Origin of the sequence: Micromonospora sp. NBC_01796, assembly GCF_035917455.1 — a bacterium.
Taxonomy (GTDB): Bacteria; Actinomycetota; Actinomycetes; order Mycobacteriales; family Micromonosporaceae; genus Micromonospora_G.
On sequence record NZ_CP109078.1, the window covers coordinates 3,002,437 to 3,022,688 of the forward strand.

Annotated in this window: 25 protein-coding genes; 10 read left to right on the forward strand and 15 right to left on the reverse strand. The window is 69.7% G+C overall.

Translation table 11 applies throughout. The features are described from left to right. Positions 1-28 precede the first annotated feature (28 nt). Both OIE47_RS13830 and OIE47_RS13835 read right to left on the reverse strand, forming a co-directional pair. Entirely contained in the window at positions 29-598 is a 570-nt protein-coding gene (locus OIE47_RS13830; protein ID WP_326561892.1) for a TetR/AcrR family transcriptional regulator, read from the reverse strand. Further along, a complete protein-coding gene (locus OIE47_RS13835; protein WP_326561893.1) occupies positions 591-1,397 on the reverse strand; it encodes an alpha/beta fold hydrolase in 807 nt (268 codons plus the stop codon). Before OIE47_RS13835 ends, OIE47_RS13830 begins: the two co-directional genes overlap by 8 nt. Before the next feature lie 102 nt (positions 1,398-1,499). On the opposite strand from OIE47_RS13835, the gene OIE47_RS13840 reads away from it, so the two are divergent. From OIE47_RS13840 to OIE47_RS13850, 3 genes are all read left to right on the forward strand, one after another. Beyond that, positions 1,500-2,282 (forward strand): SDR family oxidoreductase, encoded by a 783-nt coding sequence (locus OIE47_RS13840; RefSeq protein ID WP_326561894.1) that lies wholly within the window; start codon positions 1,500-1,502, stop codon positions 2,280-2,282. 37 nt (positions 2,283-2,319) lie between these two features. Further along, entirely contained in the window at positions 2,320-2,520 is a 201-nt protein-coding gene (locus tag OIE47_RS13845; protein ID WP_326561895.1) for a hypothetical protein, read from the forward strand. Between the two features lie 79 nt (positions 2,521-2,599). Continuing rightward, positions 2,600-3,151 carry a YbaK/EbsC family protein gene (locus OIE47_RS13850; RefSeq protein ID WP_326563091.1) on the forward strand — a complete coding sequence of 184 codons (552 nt, stop codon included), beginning with the start codon at positions 2,600-2,602 and terminating at the stop codon, positions 3,149-3,151. Between the two features lie 321 nt (positions 3,152-3,472). On the opposite strand, the gene OIE47_RS13855 is transcribed toward OIE47_RS13850, so the two are convergent. The 8 genes from OIE47_RS13855 to OIE47_RS13890 form a co-directional block, all read right to left on the reverse strand. Continuing rightward, positions 3,473-3,736 carry a hypothetical protein gene (locus tag OIE47_RS13855; RefSeq protein WP_326561896.1) on the reverse strand — a complete coding sequence of 88 codons (264 nt, stop codon included), beginning with the start codon at positions 3,734-3,736 and terminating at the stop codon, positions 3,473-3,475. Then, positions 3,733-3,960, reverse strand: a complete 228-nt coding sequence (locus tag OIE47_RS13860; RefSeq protein WP_326561897.1) for a hypothetical protein — start codon at positions 3,958-3,960, stop codon at positions 3,733-3,735. The genes OIE47_RS13855 and OIE47_RS13860 overlap by 4 nt, the downstream gene beginning before the upstream one ends. After that, entirely contained in the window at positions 3,957-4,205 is a 249-nt protein-coding gene (locus tag OIE47_RS13865; protein WP_326561898.1) for a hypothetical protein, read from the reverse strand. The genes OIE47_RS13860 and OIE47_RS13865 overlap by 4 nt, the downstream gene beginning before the upstream one ends. A gap of 274 nt (positions 4,206-4,479) precedes the next feature. Further along, entirely contained in the window at positions 4,480-4,689 is a 210-nt protein-coding gene (locus tag OIE47_RS13870) for a DUF397 domain-containing protein (RefSeq protein ID WP_326561899.1), read from the reverse strand. A gap of 23 nt (positions 4,690-4,712) precedes the next feature. Continuing rightward, on the reverse strand, positions 4,713-5,576 hold the full coding sequence (locus tag OIE47_RS13875; protein WP_326561900.1) for a helix-turn-helix domain-containing protein: 864 nt from the start codon (positions 5,574-5,576) through the stop codon (positions 4,713-4,715). 155 nt (positions 5,577-5,731) lie between these two features. After that, positions 5,732-6,364 (reverse strand): DsbA family oxidoreductase, encoded by a 633-nt coding sequence (locus OIE47_RS13880; protein ID WP_326561901.1) that lies wholly within the window; start codon positions 6,362-6,364, stop codon positions 5,732-5,734. A 20-nt stretch (positions 6,365-6,384) separates the two neighbouring features. Then, on the reverse strand, positions 6,385-6,807 hold the full coding sequence (locus OIE47_RS13885; RefSeq protein ID WP_326561902.1) for a SufE family protein: 423 nt from the start codon (positions 6,805-6,807) through the stop codon (positions 6,385-6,387). A 38-nt stretch (positions 6,808-6,845) separates the two neighbouring features. After that, positions 6,846-7,271: a CBS domain-containing protein gene (locus tag OIE47_RS13890; protein ID WP_326561903.1), complete on the reverse strand. Its 426-nt coding sequence runs from the start codon at positions 7,269-7,271 to the stop codon at positions 6,846-6,848. Between the two features lie 149 nt (positions 7,272-7,420). Between OIE47_RS13890 and OIE47_RS13895 the strand changes: the two genes are divergently transcribed. Further along, the gene (locus OIE47_RS13895; RefSeq protein ID WP_326561904.1) at positions 7,421-8,032 is read left to right on the forward strand and encodes a dTDP-4-dehydrorhamnose 3,5-epimerase family protein; all 612 of its coding nucleotides are present in this window, start codon (positions 7,421-7,423) and stop codon (positions 8,030-8,032) included. 39 nt (positions 8,033-8,071) lie between these two features. Here OIE47_RS13895 and OIE47_RS13900 read toward each other — a convergent pair whose 3' ends face one another. Both OIE47_RS13900 and OIE47_RS13905 read right to left on the reverse strand, forming a co-directional pair. Then, positions 8,072-8,494 carry a hypothetical protein gene (locus tag OIE47_RS13900; protein ID WP_326561905.1) on the reverse strand — a complete coding sequence of 141 codons (423 nt, stop codon included), beginning with the start codon at positions 8,492-8,494 and terminating at the stop codon, positions 8,072-8,074. Positions 8,495-8,699: 205 nt separating this feature from the next. After that, complete coding sequence (locus OIE47_RS13905) at positions 8,700-10,448, reverse strand: proline--tRNA ligase (RefSeq protein WP_326561906.1); 1,749 nt, start codon at positions 10,446-10,448, stop codon at positions 8,700-8,702. Between the two features lie 128 nt (positions 10,449-10,576). Here OIE47_RS13905 and OIE47_RS13910 point away from each other — a divergent pair, with 128 nt between their 5' ends. From OIE47_RS13910 to OIE47_RS13925, 4 genes are all read left to right on the forward strand, one after another. Then, complete coding sequence (locus OIE47_RS13910; RefSeq protein ID WP_326561907.1) at positions 10,577-11,104, forward strand: SigE family RNA polymerase sigma factor; 528 nt, start codon at positions 10,577-10,579, stop codon at positions 11,102-11,104. Next, entirely contained in the window at positions 11,101-12,270 is a 1,170-nt protein-coding gene (locus tag OIE47_RS13915; RefSeq protein ID WP_326561908.1) for a hypothetical protein, read from the forward strand. Before OIE47_RS13910 ends, OIE47_RS13915 begins: the two co-directional genes overlap by 4 nt. A 159-nt stretch (positions 12,271-12,429) precedes the next feature. Next, complete coding sequence (locus tag OIE47_RS13920; protein WP_326561909.1) at positions 12,430-13,197, forward strand: SGNH/GDSL hydrolase family protein; 768 nt, start codon at positions 12,430-12,432, stop codon at positions 13,195-13,197. Positions 13,198-13,316: 119 nt separating this feature from the next. Next, positions 13,317-14,339, forward strand: coding sequence for a hypothetical protein (locus OIE47_RS13925; RefSeq protein WP_326561910.1), 1,023 nt, complete (start codon positions 13,317-13,319; stop codon positions 14,337-14,339). 113 nt (positions 14,340-14,452) lie between these two features. Here OIE47_RS13925 and OIE47_RS13930 read toward each other — a convergent pair whose 3' ends face one another. Next, positions 14,453-15,676: a class I SAM-dependent methyltransferase gene (locus OIE47_RS13930; RefSeq protein ID WP_326561911.1), complete on the reverse strand. Its 1,224-nt coding sequence runs from the start codon at positions 15,674-15,676 to the stop codon at positions 14,453-14,455. 226 nt (positions 15,677-15,902) lie between these two features. On the opposite strand from OIE47_RS13930, the gene OIE47_RS13935 reads away from it, so the two are divergent. Beyond that, positions 15,903-16,808 (forward strand): sulfurtransferase, encoded by a 906-nt coding sequence (locus OIE47_RS13935; RefSeq protein WP_326561912.1) that lies wholly within the window; start codon positions 15,903-15,905, stop codon positions 16,806-16,808. Positions 16,809-16,883: 75 nt separating this feature from the next. Here OIE47_RS13935 and OIE47_RS13940 read toward each other — a convergent pair whose 3' ends face one another. Beyond that, entirely contained in the window at positions 16,884-18,185 is a 1,302-nt protein-coding gene (locus OIE47_RS13940) for a YncE family protein (RefSeq protein ID WP_326561913.1), read from the reverse strand. 77 nt (positions 18,186-18,262) lie between these two features. After that, positions 18,263-18,775, reverse strand: coding sequence for a hypothetical protein (locus OIE47_RS13945; RefSeq protein WP_326561914.1), 513 nt, complete (start codon positions 18,773-18,775; stop codon positions 18,263-18,265). A gap of 316 nt (positions 18,776-19,091) precedes the next feature. Between OIE47_RS13945 and OIE47_RS13950 the strand changes: the two genes are divergently transcribed. Beyond that, positions 19,092-20,249, forward strand: coding sequence for a helix-turn-helix domain-containing protein (locus OIE47_RS13950; protein ID WP_326561915.1), 1,158 nt, complete (start codon positions 19,092-19,094; stop codon positions 20,247-20,249). Positions 20,250-20,252: the final 3 nt, after the last annotated feature.

A 20,252-nucleotide genomic window follows, 5' to 3' on the forward strand; every position in this document is an offset into this window, starting at 1 on the left:
GCCCGGCTCGGCGGTCCGGCTCGGCGGCTCAGTTCTCCGGCCAGGTGCGCAGCGACCGGTCGAGGGCGTCGACCAACAGGTCGTAGGACCGGTTCAGGTCCTGGGGCAGCCCGAAGCCGTGGGCTGCCTCCAGGGTGACGAATCCGTGCAGGGCACTGCGCAGCGCCCTGGTCGCGTCGACCGCCCGGTCACCCTCCAGGCCGTACGCGGCGAGCACCGCGAAGACCACCCGTACGCTCCGTTCGGCGGCGGCGACGTGCGCCGGGTGACCCGGATCGGGTGCCCGCAGGGTGGCCGCGTAACTGCCTGGGTGGGTACGCGCGTACTCCCGGTACGCCGAGGCCATCGCCCGTACGGCGGCGGTGCCGGAGAGCCCGACCGTGGCATCGGTGAGCCGTTCGGTCAGCTCGGTCAGTGCTCGGACGGCGAGCTGCTGCGCCAACCCGTCCAGACCCCGTACGTGCTTGTAGAGGCTGGGCAGGGTGACGCCGAGCTGCTGCGCGACGGCGGCGAGGGTGAGCCGGTCGAGTCCGTGCTCGTCGGCGACCCTGGCCGCTTCGGCGACGACGATCGCGGGGGTGAGGCCGGCTCTAGGCATTCGTGCTGATCCGGTTGACGAAGGCGACCAGCGCCGGGTTGACCAGTTCGGGGTACTCGGTCATCGGGTAGTGGCCGCTGTTCGGCACCAGCATCAGTTCGCCGCCCAGCCGTTCGGCCGTGTACCGGGCCTCGCCCGCCGGGTCGGTGAAGTCCGGGTCCTTCTCACCCATCACGACCAGCGCGGGCGCCCGGACCGCGTCGAGCCGTCCCTCGACCACGGCGTGCGAGAGCTTGGTGGTCTTGACGAACGAGCGCCAGTGGTCGCCCCGCCGGAAGCTCGCCGCGACCTCGGCCAGGTGTTCGGCCTGGTCCGCCGGGGGCCGTCCGGGGTAGAGCGTCTTGAGGTACATCCGCCAGGCGGCCGGTCCCCAGGGCTTGAGCAGTAGGAGCCGCATGGCGAGTCCCATGACCGGGTTCAGCTTCGGGTCCCGGACGAACGCGCCGAGCAGCGCCAGCCCGGTCACCTTGGTCGGTTCGGCCGCGGCGGCGAGGATCGCGGCGCTGCCGCCCATCGAGTTGCCGACCAGGAACGCCGGCCCGCCGAGGTGGTCGACGAGGGCCAGGGCGTCGCTGGCCAGTGCCTCGTCGTCGTGGTCGCGGAAGCCGTCGTCGCTGTCGCCGTGGCCGCGCAGGTCCAGCACGGCGACCCGGTAGCCGGCGTCGACCAGGACGGGTTCGGTAAACCGGTATACCGAGCGCAGCTCGCCCATGCCGGGTAGGCAGATGACCAGGGGACCTTCGCCCCGCACCGTGTACGCGATCCGGCCTTCGCCGCGATCAAGGAAGTTAATCGTCATAGCTGCAAAGTTAATGCCATTAACCAGATTCGTCAACTGTGAAGCGGCTCACCGTCACAGATCGATCGGTCGCCCCGTCCCATCCCCGGAAGGGAGCACACGATGAAGGTTCTGGTCACCGGCGCCAGCGGCACGCTCGGCCGGGCGGTCGTACCCCGCCTGCTGGGCGCGGGGTTCGACGTACGAGGAATGAGCCGGCGGCCCCGGCCGGCTGCCGACGGGGTCGAATGGGTGGTCGCGGACCTGGCCGCCGGCACCGGTGTCGACCTGGCGGTCACCGGCGTGGACGCGGTTGTCCACCTGGCCTCCGCGACGAGGTCGACGAGCGCCCGGGTCGACGTGGCCGGGACCCGCCGGCTGGTCACCGACGCCGCCGAGGCCGGGGTACGCCACCTGCTGTACGTCTCGATCGTCGGCATCGACCAGGTGCCCCTGCGGTACTACCGGCTCAAACTCGCCGCGGAGCAGGTGGTGGCCGCCGGTGCGGTGCCCTGGAGCATCCTGCGGGCCACCCAGTTCCCGCAGTTGCTGGACCAGATCCTGGGCGGCGCCAGCCGGCTCGGGCCGGTGCTCGGCGACCGTGCCCTGCTCGCCCAGCCCGTCGACCCGCGCGACGTGGCCGGCCGGATCTCGGACCGGTTGGCCGCCGGCCCGAGCCGGACCATCGAGGAGTACGGCGGACCGCAGGTGCTCCGGTACGACGAGGCCGCAGCCGCCTGGCTCACCGCCCGGGGCCGGCGCCGCCCGGTGCTGTCGATCCGGTTTCCGGGCACGTTCGGCCGGACGGTACGCGCGGGTGCCCTGACCACCACCGCCACCCCGACCGGCACCCTGACCTGGGCCGACTACCTCGCCGACACGTACGGGGGATCAGCCGGTAAATGAGGGTTTCTCGGACAATCCGTCGTCCTAACGTGAACCCATGCTTCAATTCGCTGCCGCACTGCTGCTGTACGTCTGTGGATTCCCCTGCCTGTACGGCGTGATGCGCATCGCCGTACGCCACGGTTTGCAGGATGTCGCCCAGGCTCGGCAGGAGAACGCCGCCGAGCAGGCCGCCGAGCGGGCCCGGCTGGAGGAGCGCACCTTCGCCCGGGAGAACGCCTTCCTCACCGGGAGCTGACGACGATCACCCCGGTGCCCCGCTGTGGCGCCGGGTCGGGTGGGCGGAGGCGGGTCGGCGGTGCGAGGATCGAGCCGTGATGGGGACCTTGCAGACGGAACCGGCCCGTACCCGCCTCGACCTGCTCGCCCCGCCGGTGGCGGTGGCCGTACAGGGCTGGCCGGCGGATGGTTCGGTGCCGGTGGACGACATCCTGGTCGCGCCGATCGACGCCACGCTCGCGGACACCGCCGCCTTCTGTGCCGCGTACGAGGTGGGGTTGGACGTCTCGGCCAACTGTGTCGTGGTGGCCGGCAAGCGGGACGGTGTGACCCGCTACGCCGCCTGCATGATCCTGGCGACCACCAGGGCGGACGTGAACGGTGTGGTCCGCCGCCAGCTCGACGTACGCAAGGCGAGCTTCGCCCCGATGGACGACGCGGTCAGCCTCACCGGCATGGAGTACGGCGGCATCACCCCGATCGGGCTGCCGTCGGAATGGCCGATCCTGGTCGACGAGCGGGTCATCGACAGCAAGTACGTGATCATCGGTTCCGGCGTACGGCACAGCAAGATCGCGGTGCCCGGTCGGGCCCTGGCCACCCTGCCCAACGCGCGCGTGGTCCCGGACCTGGCCCGACCGGCCGCCTGACCCGCCCGAGCCGGTCACGCTACGCCCCGTCGACTCGTCGATCATGAAGTTAGCGACGGGATCGGGCTGATTTTCGGTCGCTAACTTCATGGTCAACTTCGCTCGACGGGGTAGGACGGAGTGTTGCGCGCCGACCGTGATCGTCGGCCCGAACCGTGCTGTCGCGTACCTCGGTTGCCCAGGCGAGTTGGGCGCAGCCGGTGCCCGTGCACTGCCAGCAGGTGCCCGGCTTCCAGATGTTTCCACCGGGCTGGTGCTGACGCCACGTCCGGTCGGCGGCAAGCTTGAGCGTGCCCCGGTCCACCGGTTCGTCGTGCCGACTCACTCTGCTGCCGCCGCTCGTGCGAGCGGTTCCCAGTAGACGTACGCATGGCTACAGGGTGAGGTGCAGTCGGACGTCGGCCACTCGCACTCCAACAGGTGCCCGGTGACCCAGACGCCCGGAGCATCCTCGGGAGCGCGATCGGTGTGGAGCCGGGACACCCGGATCACCAGGTGAGTTTCGGCGGGTAGACCCGTACCGTTCGACCACTCGCCCGCTGCCAGCCGCAACACCGTTCCGGCGGCGATGTCCGGCCGGTTCACGGCTTGGCCTTGTTCTCGGTTGCCTCGCGCTCCACCCGCAACATCTCGGGGTCGGCAAGGTACGTCCGGGCGCCGTTGAGCCGGGAGCAGACGCCAGGAGTGATGCAGTGGTCGCACAGCTTCCCGTCCGCGTGGCGCTCGACGACAACACGGGCACCCGCCAGCAGGGCTGGCCACAGCGCCGGACTGAGGTTCGTGCTCGCGGAACGGGGGCCGTCGCTCATATCGCCCGCCAACGCGATCCACGGTTGCCGCGCAACCGGGCCCGCTTCTGCTCGTCACTGCCCTGCTCAATCTCGATACCGCCCTGCTCAGTGCGGTGCTGCTCGTCGCCGATCTGCTCCCGTCGCTCGTCCGGCGACTGCTCGGCAAGGTAGGCGCCGGACCTGCCGGGGTACGCCGTCGCGGGGCCGGTCCTGTCCTCCGGTCCCGGCTCGTACGGATCCGCGAACCACTTCCATCTGCCCATCGGACACCTCCCTGAACGGGGAGGGCGCCGGCCCCGACACGGGGGAATCGGGTCCGGCGCCCCGCTGGTCGCCCATCGGTCGTCGCGGTTGGGGCTCAGGCGACCGACGGGGCTGACGCGGACACAGTGCTTGCCGACACTGTGTCCACGAACACCGTGTCAGACTGCCACTGCGTCCATCAATATCACAAGGGGGTGTTCCGGAATCACTGAAAGTGATCACGAAGAAGGCCAGCACCGCGCGGGCGCTGGCCTTCTTCGGTGCAAGGGGTGGTCAGGCGTTGGTGGTGAGCTCCCCGTTCTGGACGGTCGCGATGAACGCACGCCATCCGACACCGCCGAACTCCAGCACCGGACCAGTCTGGTCTTTGCTGTCCCGCACCCGGACGGCACTGGCGTCCACCGCGTCGGCAACCTCGACGCAGTTCTGCCCGCCGTCGGACTTGCTGGTCCTGCGGAAGTCGAGGAATTGAGGCTCGTTCATAGGGATGACCTCCAGTCGGGGCGTCAGGCGGCCAGGGTCTCGGCCGCCTGCTGGATGAGATCCGCGCTCGACTTCTGATCGAGTGCGGCAGCGCGCAACTCCTCGAACAGTTGCGCGTAGTCCGCCGCCTCGTTCGGCGCGGTGACCACCAGGTCGGTGCCGACCGTGTCCACGGAGACCAGTGTCAGATCACCTGCGGCATAGTCGTACACGGCGAACGGTGAGCGGGGCACCCACCCGGCTCCGAGTTGGGCGTCAACCGGCAGGAGGCGGATGTACACGTTCTCTGCGGTCCGCGCGATGCCGAGCAGGTGGAGCAGTTGCTCGTGCATTACGTCCGGCGGCACGGGTGACCGCCAAATGGCCTGGGGTTCCAGAACCACGTCATAGGTGCCTGTCCGCTGCTTCTGCCTACGGAGTCTCCCGGCAACGTCGGCGGTCAGATCGAACCGATGGCCCTTGCCGATCGCGACCTGCCCACGATGTCGGGCGTACGCCTCCGTCTGGAGCAGGCCGGGCAGCATGGAGCCTTGATACTCGCGGATCGTGGCGCCACATTCCAGGTCGGCGGTCCGAGCCTGACGGTCGCCCATCTGGGCGTACTCGGCAGCTCCCCACCAGCCCTTCTTCAGGCCGTCCCGAGCAATCTGCTGTAGCTCCCGGTAGGTGATCCCACCGGGTTCGATCGGCAGCACGTCCAGGATCTTGAGGATGGTGTCGAGGCCGGCACGGCGCTCACCTGCCTCGATCTTGGATACGACGGTCCGATCCAGGCCGGCTCGACGGGCGATCGCAGCCGCGGTCTCGGTGCCACGCAATGCCCGGATCTCCGCGCCGAGGCGCATGCGCCGGGCGAGTGGGCTGACAGTTGCGAGGGATCCGGCCACGGCGGCGTGAACACCTCCACTAATGGGCACGGTGTCAGGATGACACGCACGTGGTGAATGAGGGTACGCCCATCCTTGATGGCCGGACGGCGCACCAGCAGCCAAAGATCGCAGCGCGTCAATACTGTTTCACGTGCAACAGGCGAATGTGCTGGTCAGGAGGCTGCTTCGCGCTGGGCCACCTCGGCCAGTGCGGCGAGCAGGGTCTCCGTCTCCTGGGCGCCGGTGACGGCGTACTTGCCGGCGAGGACGTAGGTCGGCACGCTGCTGATGCCCAACTCGCGGGCCTCGTTGAGGGCTGCCCGTACCTCTGCGGTGCCGGCGGTGGAGTCGAGGAACTCCCGTACCTCGGTCTCGTCCAGCCCGACCCCGGCGGCGACGGTGGCGAGCGACGCGGTCGACCCGACGTCGACCCCGTCGACGAAGTGGGCCCGGTAGAGGGCGTCGATCATCTCGCTGTCCAGCCCACGCTGCCCGGCGAACCAGATCAGCCGGTGCGCGTCGAAGGTGTTCGCCGCCAACGCGTGGTCGTAGTGCAGGACCAGTCCGGCACCGGCGGCGACATCCACCACCCGGTTGATCATCTGTTCGGCACGCTGCCGGCCACCGAATTTCGCGCCCAGTGCGTCCAGCACCGGCAGCGGCTCGGGCACCGGCGACGGGTCGAGCTGGAACGGCCGCAGCCGGACCGTCACCTCGCCGTCGTAGGCCTTGAGCGCCTCTTCGAGCCGGGTCTTGCCGATGTAGCACCAGGGGCAGACGACGTCCGCATAGAGATCGATTTCCACGCTGTGGTCAACGCGCGGGGTCAGCCGATCTGTTCCCGTACCTGTCGCTTCAGTCGGGCCAGGATCGCGGTGCCGCCGCGTACCCGCAGCGGGCTGATCGCCTGGGCCAGGCCCATCCGCTGGTAAAGATCATCCGGTACGTCGAGCACCTCCTCGGCGCTCGCCCCGGCCAGCCCCTCGGCGAGGATGCCGGCGAACGCGCGGGTGGTCGGCGCCTCGGGCGGGCAGTCGAACCAGGTGTCGACCGTGCCCTCCGGGGTCACCTCGGCGCGGAGGAAAAACGAGGTCTGACACTCCGGGACCTGCTCCATACCGGCGTGCCCGGCCAGCTCGGCCGGCAGCGGCGGAACCGCGTCGGAGTATTCGAGCAGCATCTCCAGCACCAGCTCACGTGGTGCGGAGGCGAACTCCTCGATGATCTCGTCAAGCTTCTTCGGAGCCATGACCTCCAGGTTACCCACGCCGGGAAGTGCGCCTTCCCCTAGCTGCTCGGGCTGGCCTCGCTGATGTCGCTCAGCGCGGACGACGGGTCGAGCTGCTGGGCCAGGTCACCCAGGGAGATGATGCCGACCAGTTGGCGGTCCACGTCACACACCAACACCCGGCGTACGGCCCGTTCCCGCATCAACCGGGCCGCCTCGGCCCCGGTCGAACTCTGCTCGATCATCACGATCTCCCGGGTGGCGATCGAGCCGAGCGTCGTCTTCGCCGGATCCTTGTGCTCGGCCACCGCCCGGACCACGATGTCCCGGTCGGTCACCATGCCGTACAGGTTCTGGCCGTCGGTCACCACGATGTCGCCGATGTCCGCGTCCGCCATCGCCCTGGCCGCCTCGTCGAGGTTCGTCTGCGCCGACAGATAGACGACCTTCCGGGTCATCAGGTCGGCGACCCGATAGCTGGTCATGAGAGCCTCCAGAAATTCTGTACGTACGTCGATATCCGTTCGGTACCCAGTGGCCGGATCGTCACACCCGGTTGGGATCCGCGCCTCACCTGCTTGTCCGGGCTCGCCCGGTATCGTGTGCTGTTGCTGATCGCGTGAAAGGTGAACAGGTGAAATCCACCGAGTTGTCGATCTCCGGTGCCTGGGAGTTCGTACCCCAGCAGTTTCCCGACAGCCGTGGCAACTTCCTCGTCTGGTACGACGCCGGCGCGTTCTCCGACGCGTTGGGTTTCGAGTTGTCCGTAGCCCAGACCAACCACAGCGTGTCCCGTCGCGGCGTGGTCCGGGGCATCCACTGGGCCGACGTACCGCCCGGTCAGGGCAAGTACGTCTACTGCCCGCAGGGCGCCCTGCTGGACATTGTGGTCGACCTGCGGGTCGGCTCGCCGACGTTCGGCCAGCACGAGGTCGTTCGCATGGACACGGTCGACTACCGGGCCCTCTACCTCTCCGAAGGGCTGGGCCACGGGTTCATCGCGCTCGAGGACAACACCGTGCTGAGCTACCTCTGCTCGACCGGGTACGCCCCGAAGCGCGAGCGGATCGTCAACGTGCTCGACCCGGAACTCGCCCTGCCGATCCCGTCGGACATCAACCCGACCCTCTCGGAGCGGGACGCCGCCGGCCCGACCCTGGCCGAGCTGCGCGACGCCGGGCTGCTCCCGACGTACGACGAGTGCCTGCGCCACTACGCCTCCCTGCGCGCCGACCACCGGGGCTGACCACCCCCACGGCTACGGTGGCGCTGGCCGGATCACAGGTCAGCGCCCGGCGACCCGGCGCAACCCGTCCTCGATCGCGGTACGCAGCGCCTCGCCGTACCCGTCTGCGGGAAGCGCGGCGACGTGCTCCCGAGCCTGTTCGAAGGCGCGTCGGGCCTGCTCGGGCTCGCCGAGTTGTTCACGGGCCAGGCCGACGCCGACGTACAGCGACGGGTAGAACGCGGTCACCCGTTCGTCCCCGACCCGGTCCGCCCGGCCCAGCGCCTCGGTGTTCCACCGGAGGACCTCACGGGGATCGTCCTGCTGCCGGGCCAGGTAATGCGCCGCCACACAGGCGTCGTAGTCGTCGACGCTGGACGCCCACGCCTGCTCGAACAGGGCGCGGGCATCCGCCGGTCGCCCCTGCGCCTCCGCCCGCATGCCGTCCTGGCACAACCTGAGCACCGGATTGTCGAGATCCATCGTTCGCCCGTCCTCGTTCCGAAGTGATCCGCCCGGCGGCACCGGAGTGGGCCGCCGGGCGGATCATCGGCCCTCGACCAGGTCGAGGGTCAAACCGAGAGACGCGGGCTCATCCGCGCGACGCGGGCCCGGAAGGGCGAGGTGGACTCGACCGGGCGACGCGGGCTCGGGACGGGCGACGCGGGCTCGACCGCAGGGTGCCGGGTCAGGCGGGGCGGCCGGTGAGCTGGGCGACGATCTCGGCGACCGGCAGCTCGACCCGCTCCCCGCTGGCCCGGTCGCGCAGCTCGGCGTACCCGTCGATCAGCCGGCGGCCGACCACGACGCTGCGTGGGATGCCGATCAGCTCGGCATCGGCGAACTTGACCCCGGCCGACACCTGCGACCGGTCGTCGACCAGCACCCGCAGGCCGGCGTCGGACAGCTCCCGGCCGAGGGCCAGCGCCGCCTCCACCTGCGGCCCCTTCCCGGCCGCGACCACGTGTACGTCAACCGGTGCGACCGCCGCCGGCCACGCCAGACCCCGTTCGTCGTGGTGCTGTTCGGCGATGGCCGCGACCGCGCGGGACACCCCGATGCCGTAGCACCCCATGATCGGCCGCACCGGCTTCCCGTTCGGACCGAGTACGTCCACCGCGAACGCGTCGGTGAACCGGCGACCGAGCTGGAAGATGTGCCCGATCTCGATCCCCCGGCGGATCGTCAGCTCACCGGACCGGCAGGCCGGGCAGGGGTCACCGGCCCGGACCTCGGCCGCCTCGATCGTGCCGTCCGGGGTGAAGTCCCGCCCGCTGACCACGTTGACCGCGTGCCGCCCGGCCTCGTTCGCACCGGTCAGCCACGCCGTCCCGGTCACCACGCGGGGGTCCACCAGGTAGCGGATCCCGAGTTTCGCCAGCACCTGCGGCCCGATGTAGCCCCGGACCAGGTCCGGGTGGTCGGCGAACCCGTCGAAGAGCGTGGCGGTGTTCGGGTAGAGCGCCACCTCGACCCGCTTCAGGTCCACCTCCCGGTCGCCGGGTACGCCGATCACCAGCAGTTCCGGCTCGGCGACCCCGACCCGGCGTACGGACAGGACGACGTTCTTCAACGTGTCAGCGGCGGTCCAGTTGTCCCGGCCACCCAACCTGCGGTCGTTCGCGACCTGCACCAACGCCTCGATCGTCGGCGTGTCCGGGGTGTCGTACGCCTCGGCGGGCGGGAACGAGTCGACGTCGCCGGCGGCCGGCACCGGAGTGGTCACCGCCTCGGTGTTCGCCGCGTAGTGACAGGCGGTGCAGCCGACGAAGGTGTCCTCGCCGACCGGTGTCGCGGCCAGGAACTCCTCCGAAGCCGACCCGCCCATCGCACCCGACGAGGCGGCGACGATCGTGTAGTCCAGCCCGAGCCGGTCGAAGATCCGCTGGTACGCCATCCGATGCTGGTCGTACGCGGCCTGCAACCCGGCCTGGTCCAGGTCGAACGAGTAGGCGTCCTTCATCAGGAACTCCCGCCCGCGCAGCAGCCCGGCCCGGGGCCGCGCCTCGTCCCGGAACTTCGTCTGCACCTGGTAGAGGATCACCGGAAAGTCCCGGTACGAGCTGAACAGGTCCTTCACCAGCAGCGCGAACATCTCCTCGTGCGTCGGCGCGAGCAGGTGCTCGGCACCCCGCCGGTCCTTGAGGGTGAAGATGTCGTCGCCGTACTCGGCCCACCGGCCGCTCGTCTCGTACGCCTCACGCGGCAGCAGGGCGGGAAAGTGCAGCTCCTGGCCACCGATCGCGGCCATCTCGTCGCGTACGACCTGGGCCACCCGGTCCAGCATCAGCTTGCCCAGCGGCAGCCAGGTGTAGCCGCCCGACGCGGCCCGCCGGATGTAGCCGGCCCGGACCAGGAGCCGGTGGCTCGGCACCTCCGCGTCCGCCGGATCCTCCCGGAGCGTACGAAGGAACAGCGTGGACATCCGAAGCAGCATCCAGGCAGCCTGGCATGTCGCAAACCCGACGTCCAAGCATTTCGGTACGACCGGCAACCTCGCGTCGCAAGGTCGCGTCTTGGGTGGCATGACTTGCCCACGTTCCACTACCCCAAGGATCGGTTCGGGTGGATCCCTCACTTAGCGAGTTCGACAACTTCGTCCGCACCCGTACCCCGGCGCTGCTGCGCTCGGCGTACCTGCTGACCGGCGACCAGCACCTGGCCGAGGACCTCGTCCAGTCGGCGTTGGCCCGTACCCACCGCGCCTGGCGGGGACTGCACCAGACCGGGAACGCCGAGGCGTACACCCGCAAGACCATGTACCACCTGCAGGTCTCCTGGTGGCGGCGACGCCGGGTGGCCGAGTCGATGACCGGTGAGATGCCCGAGCCGCGCCGGGACGCCTCCACGGACCACGCCCACCAGACCGCGTTGCGGCTCTCCCTGCGGGCGGCGCTGCTGAAGCTGTCCGCGAAGCAGCGGGCGGTTCTGGTGCTGCGGTTCTTCGAGGACCGCTCCGAGGCCGAAGCCGCCGACCTGCTCGGCGTCTCCGCCGGCACGGTCAAGAGCCAGACCTCACGGGCACTGGCCCGACTGCGCGCCGTCGCCCCCGAACTTGCCGACATGTACCTCCTGGAAGGGAGCGTTCGATGAACATGGACCGTCTTCGCAGCGACCTGGCCGACCTGGCGGAGGAGGTCGCGCCGGTGGACCTGCGGGACCGGACCCTGCGTACCTCGCGCCGCATCGGCGTACAGCGGACCCTGGCCTCCTCGGCCGCGGCCCTGGTGATGATCGGTGCCGCGACCGGCACCGCGTTCGCCTTCTTCCCCCGTGGCGATGTCGGTCCGGCACCGGCCGCGACGACGCCACCGGCGGTCGTCACCCCGACCCCCACGCCGATGCCGAGCGTCACCGTCACCGAACCCGTCAACCTGGCCCCGCTGACCGTCTCCGAGATCGAGAACGGGTCGTTGACCCTTCCGGACTGGGGGACCGACGTCTGCCCGACCGGAACGTTCCGCTTCGCCAAGGGCAACCACGTCTACCTGCCCCAGCCCGACTCTCCGATGGCGTTCGCGATCCTGGGCGAGCCGGTGCCGGTCGACGTGGACGGCGACGGCGTCAACGAGATGGCCGCCGAGATCGTCTGCAGCCCGCACGCGGTGACCGCGCAGCAGGTGCTCGTGTTCAAGCGGGCCGCCGACGGTGGTGTGCAGACCCTCGGGCGGGTGACCTCGGTCCGGCCTCCGGCCAGGGGCGCCCTGCCGCAGGAGTTGATCCAGGCCGTGGCCGCCGGAGATGCCGGTACGGTCCGGGTCCAGTGGGCGGACCAGCAGCCGTTCTCGCCGGCCGACCCGCAGTGGCGGGGCTACCGGTGGGTCGATGGGCAGTTCAAACAGGTGAGCGGCCCGACCCGGTTCCCGACGGTGGACGCCGACGTCCGGGCGCAGGCGCAGCCGGTCGAGCTGAAACTGCTGAACGGCGCTTACGTGGGCGAGCTGAAGGTGACCGTGCACAACAACGGTCCGATGTCCGCGCAGTCGCTGGGGTTGCGTCTCACGCTTCCCGCCGGAGTCACCATGGCGAACCAGCGGGGAGGGACGGTCGGCGAGTGTGGCTTCCACGATCAGGGGCCGCCGGCGGTCCTGTTGTGCGGACTGGCGACGCTCGCGCCGAACAAGAGCGTGACGGTCACCTTCACCCTCAGCTACGCGGGCCCGGCGACCAACCTGACCGGTTCGATCGCGGCGGAGACGGTCCAGGACACCAAGAACGCCAACGACAAGGTCGACTTCAACATCAAGGTCGTTCGTTGACCCCGGTCGTCCGGGCTGACTGAGCCCCAACGGAAAGTGGCGGTGCCGAGCAGTGCTGTCGGTGCCGCCACTTTTGGCGTACCCGGCGGTAACCTCGCGCGGTTGAGTGTAAGACTCCGATCGGACCCGGTGGAGGGTCACGGATTCAGGAGGGCGCGGATGCGCTGGCGCAGCTACGTGGCGGTGGGAGACAGCTTCACCGAGGGCATGGACGACGCGTACCCGGACGGCACCTACCGGGGGTGGGCCGACCTGGTCGCCGCCCGCCTGGCCGTCGAGGCCGGGCCCGATTTCGGGTACGCGAACCTCGCGATCCGGGGGCGGCTGTTCCCGAGTGTGGTGGCCGAGCAGGTGCCCGCGGCTCTCGCCATGCGCCCCGACCTGGTCAGCTTCGCGGCCGGCGGCAACGACGTACTGCGGCGCAACTTCGACGCCGAGGCGTTGACCGGCCGGTTCGACCAGGTGATCCGGGACTTCCGGGAGGCCGGCGCGGACGTGCTGGTGTTCCGGTTCGCCGACATCGTGTCCCGGCTGCCGGGCCAGCGGATGATGGCTCCCCGGGTGGCGCTGCTGAACCGTGCCGTCGGCGAGACCGCCCAGCGGTACGGCGCCAAGCTGGTCGACCTCTTCGCCGACGACGTGTTCCAGCACCCGGAATTCTGGAGTGCGGACCGGTTGCACCTCTCCGCCGCCGGTCACCGCCGGGTCGCCGGGCACGTCCTGGCCGCGCTCGGCGTGCCGGCGGACGAGCAGTGGCTGGTCGTACCGCCGCAGCCGGCGCCGACACCGTGGCTGGCCGCCCGTGGCGCCGACCTGCGCTGGGCCGGTCAGCACCTGGCCCCGTGGATCAAGCGCCGCCTCACCGGCCGTTCGTCCGGCGACACGGTCACCGCGAAACGACCCGTACTCGGCCCGTTGTCCGACTGACCGCCGAGACCGCGTCCAGGGTGGACTCGCCCGTCCGGAAATCCATTCATCGTTGTCGTACCCGATGGTTAGGATCATCTCCCGTCGAATGACGGGGGTTGATACGGGGAGGTCGGCTGATGCTGCACGGATTCGACACCGGTCGTTGGCGATGGTTGCCCGGCCGAGGTCCGACCGCGGCCGTCGCGGTGACCGTCGCTCTGCTCGCGGTCACCGCGCAACCGGCCGTTGCGATCGAACAGACCGGCGGCGTTTGCAGCCCGACCTGCTACTCCACAGCGGACCTGGTTCGGCCGGAACAACCGCCGTCGGTCTCGTCCACGGACTACCCCGCCGACGACAACTGGCACGACGGGACCGGTATCCCGGGTGAGTTCACGTTCGGCCCGAACGGGGCCACGGGCATCGCCGGTTACCACTTCGGGTTGGCCGGCGCCTTGACCAGCTATGTCGCCGCCGGGCCGGACGGCACCGCGACGGTGACGATCACCCCCGAGGACGATGGCCCGAACCAGTTGTACGTGACGAGCGTGGACAGCGCGGGCAACCGCTCCGACCAGTTCGTCCATGTGTTCCGGGTGATCGACAACGGGCCGATCGTCGAGGGCACCGTGGCCGGTGTCGGCACCCCCGCCACCTTGACCTTCCGGCCTCGCTTCGATGACGTGGTCCAGTACCGCTACCAGTTCGACGGCGAGCCGGAGCAGACCGTCGTGGCCGAAGCGGACGGCACCGCCCAGGTCACCGTCACCCTGCTCTGGGGCGGGGCCCGTCGGCTTACCGTGACCAGCCGGACCGCCACCGGTCTGGAGGCGACCACGGAAACCGGCTTCAACCTGCGTACGGACCCGTTGGTCGCCTCGGTCGAGTATCCCGAGCGTCAGAGCAGTGGAGGGCCGGGGGTGCCGGGCACGTTCACCTTCACCCCCCGCTTGCCCAACGTCGTGTCGTACCTCTACTCGTTCCGGCTAGGCACTCCCGAGCTGAGCGTCGCGGCGGACGCCACCGGCAGCGCCACCCTGCCCTGGGCGCCGACCACGGCGGGCTCCCACGTGCTCCGGGTGCGCAGCGTCAGCGCGGACGGCACGAGGTCCCCGGTGTACAGCTACGCCTTCACCGTACGGCCGCTGCCCGCGAGCTAGGGCGTCAGCGCCCGGTGGCCCGTCACGCTCGTTGGTGGCGGGCCACCGGCATGTCGCCCGGACCGGTCGCTGCGCAGAACCACCTGACACAGCGGGTTCGGGCGCCCGTCCGGTTACCGGGTGTCCCCGGTGGCGTCATCACCCCCGGCTCGGACGCCGCCGAGCAGATCGTCGGGTAGGCGGTGCCGGAGCAGTTCGGCGAGCCGTGGCCGTACGCCGAACATCCCGGTCGTGGCACGGACCGATGCCTCGGCGTCGCGGTCGACGGGACCGGGGGTACGGACCGCCCGGATCAGGTTGTTGCGCGGGGTGTGTTCGACCGGGACGAACGCGAACACGTCAACCTGGTAGCCGACCAGACGCAGCACCGATGCGCGCAGCGAGTCGGTGAGCAGGTCGCCCAACTGTTCCTTGAGCACCCCGTCGCGGACGAGGTCGCGGAAGCCCTCGGGCATCGCCCGGGAACGCAACTGCCGTTGCAGGTCGTGCTGGCAACACGGTGAAGCAAGCAGGTAGTCCGCGTTCTGCTCCACCGCCAGCGCGAGTACGTCATCGGTCGCGGTGTCGCAGGCGTGCAACGCGACCACCAGGTCCGGCGACTCGGTCGGTTCGTACCGGTCGATCAGTGCCGTGGTGAACGTGAGGCGGTCCTGCCACCCGAGCTGTTCCGCCCGCGAGTTGTTCCGGGCCACCAGCTCGGCATCCCGGTCGACGCCGACGACCACACACGGAATCCCGGACTCGGTGAGGTGGTGGACGGTGGCGAACGTCAGGTACGCGTTCCCGCACCCGAGATCCAGTACCTGCAACGGCCGGTCCCGATCCTGCTTCTCGCCGAGGGTGGCGCCGAGGACCCGTACGAATTCGTTGATCTGGCGGTACTTGCGCTGGGCGGTCGGCTTCACCGCACCGTCACGGCTGACGCCGAGCACTTCGAGGAACGGGGCGTCCTCCGGGATGGCGCGGCGGCGTACCCGGTCGTGCGCGAGATCGCGGTTGTTCGCCTCGTTCCGGCGGGACAGCAGCAGCTTGCCGCGCTTGCTGACCCGCCCCTCGATCGTGGCCGTACGCAACTCCACGTGGCCGTTGCGGAACGGCACCTCGACGAGTTCGTCGATCACCGCGTCGATCCCGGTGTAGTTCCGGGTGGTCGAGTTGTCGCTGGTGTGCCACTCGACCTGGGTCTGGACCGTGCCCCGCAGCGCTACCTTCCGTACGACAACGCGGCGCCAGGGGTGTGTTGCCCCGTGCATCGTGCCGCTGAGAACCGCGCGCTGGAACTCGTCGTGTCGCAGCGCGTAGCGAATGAGATCCGGAATATTGGCGATATCAGACATCTGTTTGAGCCTTCTGTTGAACCACGTGATCAACGCCGGCCGTGGGCCGTCGGTCACGCGGTGGATGGGTGGGCTCTGAGGGAACTGTTGCACGGGTTCCGCCCGGCGAGTCGGCACCCGACCGGGCGGAACCCGTGCGGCTCAGGCGCCGTCCGTGGCGGAGAGTGACCCAGCAGGCATCCGGTTACCCGCCTGATCGGGGGCAGGCTGGCGTACGTTGGGCTGCATGTCCGTACCAAGTGATCCCACGCCTGCCCTGCAGGCATACGCCGACCCGCAGCGCCTCGTCACCACCGAGTGGCTGGCCGAGAACCTGGGCGCGAAGGGTCTGGTGGTGATCGAATCCGACGAGGATGTGCTGCTCTACGAGACCGGCCACATCCCCGGTGCGATCAAAGTCGACTGGCACCTGGAACTGAACGACCAGGTCACCCGGGACTATCTCAGCGCCGACGCGTTCGCCGAGCTCTGTGCGGCCAAGGGCATCGGCCGGGACGACACGATCGTGTTCTACGGCGACAACTTCAACTGGTGGGCGGCGTACGCCCTCTGGGTCTTCTCCCTCTTCGGCCACGGTGACGTACGGCTGCTCAACGGCGGCCGGCAGAAGTGGGTGGCGGAGGGTCGCGAGCTGACCCGGGAGAAGGTCGAGCGCCCGCGCGCCGAGTACCCGGTGCCGACGCGTGACGACAGCCAGATCCGTGCGTACCGCGACCAGGTGGCGGCGCACATCGCCAGTGCCCGGCCGCTGGTCGACGTCCGCTCGCCGGGTGAGTACAGCGGTGCGCTGCTGCACATGCCCGACTACCCGCAGGAGGGGGCGATGCGCGGTGGGCACATCCCCGGTGCGGTGAACAAGCCGTGGAAGTCGGCGGCCAACGAGGACGGCACCTTCAAGCGTCCCGACGAACTCCGGGCGATCTACGCCGACGAGCTGGGGCTGTCGACCGCGGACGACATCATCGCGTACTGCCGGATCGGTGAGCGGTCCAGCCACACCTGGTTCGTGCTGCGCCACCTGCTCGGCTACCCGCAGGTCCGCAACTACGACGGCTCCTGGACAGAATGGGGCAACCTGGTCCGCGCCCCCGTCGTCCAAGGCGACCAACCAGGCGGCCTCCCCACCCCCTGACCCCCAGATCACGCCTCTTGTAGAGAAAGAGTGGCTATCCCCGAGCGGGAAGCCACTCTTTCTCTACAGGAGGGCTCAGGTGTGCGGGGTGAGGTGGCGCAGCGCGCCCAGGTCGGGGGTGGGGATGCGGCGGATGACCTTGCCGGTGGACAGGTCGAGGCAGGTGACTGCGTTTTCCTGGCCGACGTAGCAGCGTTTGTGGTCGGGGCTGGTGGCGATGCCGCGTACCGGGGTGGGTAGCTGCCATCGGACGGGGTCGGCACCGGCCAGCGGGACGATGACCAGGTCGTGCCCGGCGCCGACCAGCAGCGTGCCGGCCGGACCGGTGGTGGCGGCGGCCGAGACGATCGGCCCGGTCGGCGGGGTGAACCGGAGGGTCCGGCTGACCGTCAACGCCGCCGGGTCGATGACCGCGATCGTGCCGCTGGTCGCGTCCACCACGTAGACCCCGGCGCCACTCGGGTCGAGGGCGATCGCGTGGCCGGCGGCCCGCTGCTCCCCGAACGGCGACGGAAGATCGACACAGTACGCCCACCGCTCGGTCAGATTCAGCGTGTGGACAAACGCGTGTACGTGCGGGGCATCATCGCGTGCACCGCCGACCAGATCCCGGGTGTGCTCGTGCTCGGGCTGGTGGGTGTAAAGAGTGAACAGTTGCCGGGTGGTGCTGTCGTACACCGCCTGCCGACCCTCGCCCCGCATCTCCTCCTCGGCACCCGCCGGCACCACCGCCTTCAGCCGGGTGAGCAGCGGTTGCAGCTCGCCGGTGGCAAGATCGACCATGCGTACGCGGTAGCGGTCAGGGGCCGCCGGTGGCAGATAGTCGAGGACAAAAAGCGCCTGCCCGGTGGCGTCGAACGCCTCCGGCTCCAGGTTGCCGGCCAACTCCACCCGGCTACGCTCCCCGACCGTGCCGGCGACCACGATCGTGGTCCGCTCCCGCCCACCCGGCCGGTACGGACCGCCACCCGGCTTGCCCGGCGTGGCGAGCGCCACCAGCGAACCGTCCGGGTTCGTGGCCCGCGCGGCAAGCCGGTCGGAAAGAGTGCCGCCACTGACCGAGGCCCCGTCGGAGAGCCGATGACTGGTCAACCTGGTCCCCTCGCCGGCCACCTCGGTACGGACCAGCCGGGTCCCGTCACCGCTGAGCACACCCTCGGACCGGTTCACCACGGTCTGCCCGGTGGCCGCGTCGAGCACCGCCAGTTCCCCCGTCGCCAGCTCGATGACCAGGGCTTCCGTCGGTGTCGAGCCGCCCCGTGCCGGCCCGTCCTCCGCGCTGTCCCGGCAACCGCCGCTGGCCACCACCATTGCACCGCCCGCCGCACCGGCCGCGATCCCGCCGGCCAGGCGCAGCACCGTACGCCTTGTAGTCATGCCTGGTAGAGGCGTGACCGCCGAGCCGGGTTCCGACCCGTTCGGGCCACCTTTCCGTCTGCTGTGTCTCGTTCGGGTCAGCGTTCCGTTGGCTGGGCGAGGTCGCGGGAGAGGTGGGAGCGGCGCAGCCCGAACGTGCGCAGTCGACGCAGATCGGTCCGGCGGTCGTAGCTGAGCTGGAGGTGGAAGTAGTTGACGTGCTCGATGACCGCGAACAGTGCGTACCCCAGCCCCGGCAAGGAGGCGAGCCCCGGCGAGTCGACCGCCCCGTACGCGGCGATCCCGACGCCGATCGCCAGCAGCGGCAGGTTGGCGATCCGGAGCAGTCGGAAGATCCGGGCACCCGGCAGTGCACGCTGCCGGATGTTCGTCTGGTGCAGTTTCGCCAGCCAGTAACCGGCGCCCTCGATCAGCAACAGTGAGAAGAGCAGGTAGCCCGCGACGTTGGCCAGGGTCAGCGGTGCACCGATGATGCCGATCCAGATGACGGCGTGCAGCGGAATGTTGACCAGTTCACCGCCGGCAAGCGAGAGCAGCCGTCGATGTACCGGCCTGCTCGTGCCGGTAGCGGAACGAGAGGTTGTTTGCACGCTCCGGATCATTCACGACCGATGCCCGGCGCGTGGTCCCGTGAGCACACGGTTTCGTGGCATGGGTTGCTTGATCCACGCGCGCTGAGCTGTTCTCCAGGTGCCTTCCACAACAGCTCAGCGCGCGTGGATCAAGCTCGCCGAGCACGCCCACTCGCCTCTCCCGGCTTTGTGCTCACGATGATCGGATGAACGTGGCATCCACGCCTCGCTCGGGATACGTGAATCGTGCACGACGTGTACCGTCCGAAGTGGCGGCCCGTCGGTTTGTAGTGGGCCGCGTGGCGTTGCCCGGTCCTCTACCTGGGATGGCACCGTGAACGAATCAGCGTTCGGTGAAAGCCTGCGGCGGCACCGACTCGCGCACAACCTGTCCCTGCGGGGCCTCGGAAATCTTGCCCACCGCAGCAAGAGCCACCTCCAGGAACTGGAGAGTGGACGTAAGCAGCCCAGCATCGACACCGCGCGACACCTCGATGACCTTCTTGGTGCGGGTGGGCGCCTGGTCACCCTGGCCAGCACGTCAGCGCCAGAGGCCGTACGCGGCGAAGACGAAGCACTCGAACTCGCCAGCCTGCTCGATGCCAGCGACGTTGCCCCCGAACTCGTCAACCGGTTCGAATTCGCCGTCGACGAACTGGCCAGCAGCTATCCGACCACTGCGCCGATGGACCTGCTGCCGGTCGTACGCGACAACCTGGCGCAGCTCGGCACCGCGCTCAGGAAGCGAACCACCCTGGATCAGCAGCGCAGACTCCTCGTCGCCGCGGGATGGCTCGCCCTGTTGCGAGCGACCCTGCACATCGACCTGCGGCACCAGCGGGCCGCCGATGCGCATCTGACCACAGCCGAGCAACTCGCCAAACACGTCGGACACGCGGAGATCCGTGCCTGGTCCCTGGAGACGCGGGCCTGGGACGTACTCACCGCCGGGGATTACCGTCGTGCTCTCGACCTGGCCGAACAGGCACGGGCAATGGCACCCCGTGGCAGCTCCGCGCACATCCAGGCGACCGCCCAGACCGGTCGGGCGTGGGCCCGTATGGGCAACCGACGTCAGACCCGTCGAGTGTTGGACGAGGTCGAGCGTCTGGTCAGCCCGCTGCAAACCCCTGATCGACCGGAACACCACTACCAGTACGACCCGGCGAAGGCCCTCTCGTACACCGCGACGACTCTCGCCTGGTCCGGTGACCCGGCGGCAGAGGAGTACGCCCGCACGATCGTCGCCGATCTCGACGTGGCCGGTCGGCCGAGGCGGGCAGCATCGGCTCGTCTCGACCTCGGGCTGGCGCTGCTCGCGGCGGGGCGGCCCGATGAGGCGAGCATGGTCACGACGGAGGCGATCACCTCGGGGCGGGTGGTGCCGTCGAACTGGTGGCGGGCGACCGAGGTACTTTCCGCCGTCGAATCGAGCGGAATCCGCGAGGCCAATGACCTCCGCGACGCGTACGAGACGCACCGACCGCGCTGACCA

What these genes read in the sequence shown, in the direction of transcription:
- OIE47_RS13830 (WP_326561892.1), bottom strand. Translation starts at nt 598, where the DNA reads ATGCCTAGAGCCGGCCTCACCCCCGCGATCGTCGTCGCCGAAGCGGCC.
- OIE47_RS13835 (WP_326561893.1), bottom strand. Translation starts at nt 1,397, where the DNA reads ATGACGATTAACTTCCTTGATCGCGGCGAAGGCCGGATCGCGTACACG.
- OIE47_RS13840 (WP_326561894.1), top strand. Translation starts at nt 1,500, where the DNA reads ATGAAGGTTCTGGTCACCGGCGCCAGCGGCACGCTCGGCCGGGCGGTC.
- OIE47_RS13845 (WP_326561895.1), top strand. Translation starts at nt 2,320, where the DNA reads ATGCTTCAATTCGCTGCCGCACTGCTGCTGTACGTCTGTGGATTCCCC.
- OIE47_RS13850 (WP_326563091.1), top strand. Translation starts at nt 2,600, where the DNA reads ATGGGGACCTTGCAGACGGAACCGGCCCGTACCCGCCTCGACCTGCTC.
- OIE47_RS13860 (WP_326561897.1), bottom strand. Translation starts at nt 3,960, where the DNA reads ATGAGCGACGGCCCCCGTTCCGCGAGCACGAACCTCAGTCCGGCGCTG.
- OIE47_RS13865 (WP_326561898.1), bottom strand. Translation starts at nt 4,205, where the DNA reads ATGGGCAGATGGAAGTGGTTCGCGGATCCGTACGAGCCGGGACCGGAG.
- OIE47_RS13870 (WP_326561899.1), bottom strand. Translation starts at nt 4,689, where the DNA reads ATGAACGAGCCTCAATTCCTCGACTTCCGCAGGACCAGCAAGTCCGAC.
- OIE47_RS13885 (WP_326561902.1), bottom strand. Translation starts at nt 6,807, where the DNA reads ATGGCTCCGAAGAAGCTTGACGAGATCATCGAGGAGTTCGCCTCCGCA.
- OIE47_RS13890 (WP_326561903.1), bottom strand. Translation starts at nt 7,271, where the DNA reads ATGACCAGCTATCGGGTCGCCGACCTGATGACCCGGAAGGTCGTCTAT.
- OIE47_RS13900 (WP_326561905.1), bottom strand. Translation starts at nt 8,494, where the DNA reads ATGGATCTCGACAATCCGGTGCTCAGGTTGTGCCAGGACGGCATGCGG.
- OIE47_RS13905 (WP_326561906.1), bottom strand. Translation starts at nt 10,448, where the DNA reads ATGCTGCTTCGGATGTCCACGCTGTTCCTTCGTACGCTCCGGGAGGAT.
- OIE47_RS13915 (WP_326561908.1), top strand. Translation starts at nt 11,101, where the DNA reads ATGAACATGGACCGTCTTCGCAGCGACCTGGCCGACCTGGCGGAGGAG.
- OIE47_RS13920 (WP_326561909.1), top strand. Translation starts at nt 12,430, where the DNA reads ATGCGCTGGCGCAGCTACGTGGCGGTGGGAGACAGCTTCACCGAGGGC.
- OIE47_RS13925 (WP_326561910.1), top strand. Translation starts at nt 13,317, where the DNA reads ATGCTGCACGGATTCGACACCGGTCGTTGGCGATGGTTGCCCGGCCGA.
- OIE47_RS13930 (WP_326561911.1), bottom strand. Translation starts at nt 15,676, where the DNA reads ATGTCTGATATCGCCAATATTCCGGATCTCATTCGCTACGCGCTGCGA.
- OIE47_RS13935 (WP_326561912.1), top strand. Translation starts at nt 15,903, where the DNA reads ATGTCCGTACCAAGTGATCCCACGCCTGCCCTGCAGGCATACGCCGAC.
- OIE47_RS13940 (WP_326561913.1), bottom strand. Translation starts at nt 18,185, where the DNA reads ATGACTACAAGGCGTACGGTGCTGCGCCTGGCCGGCGGGATCGCGGCC.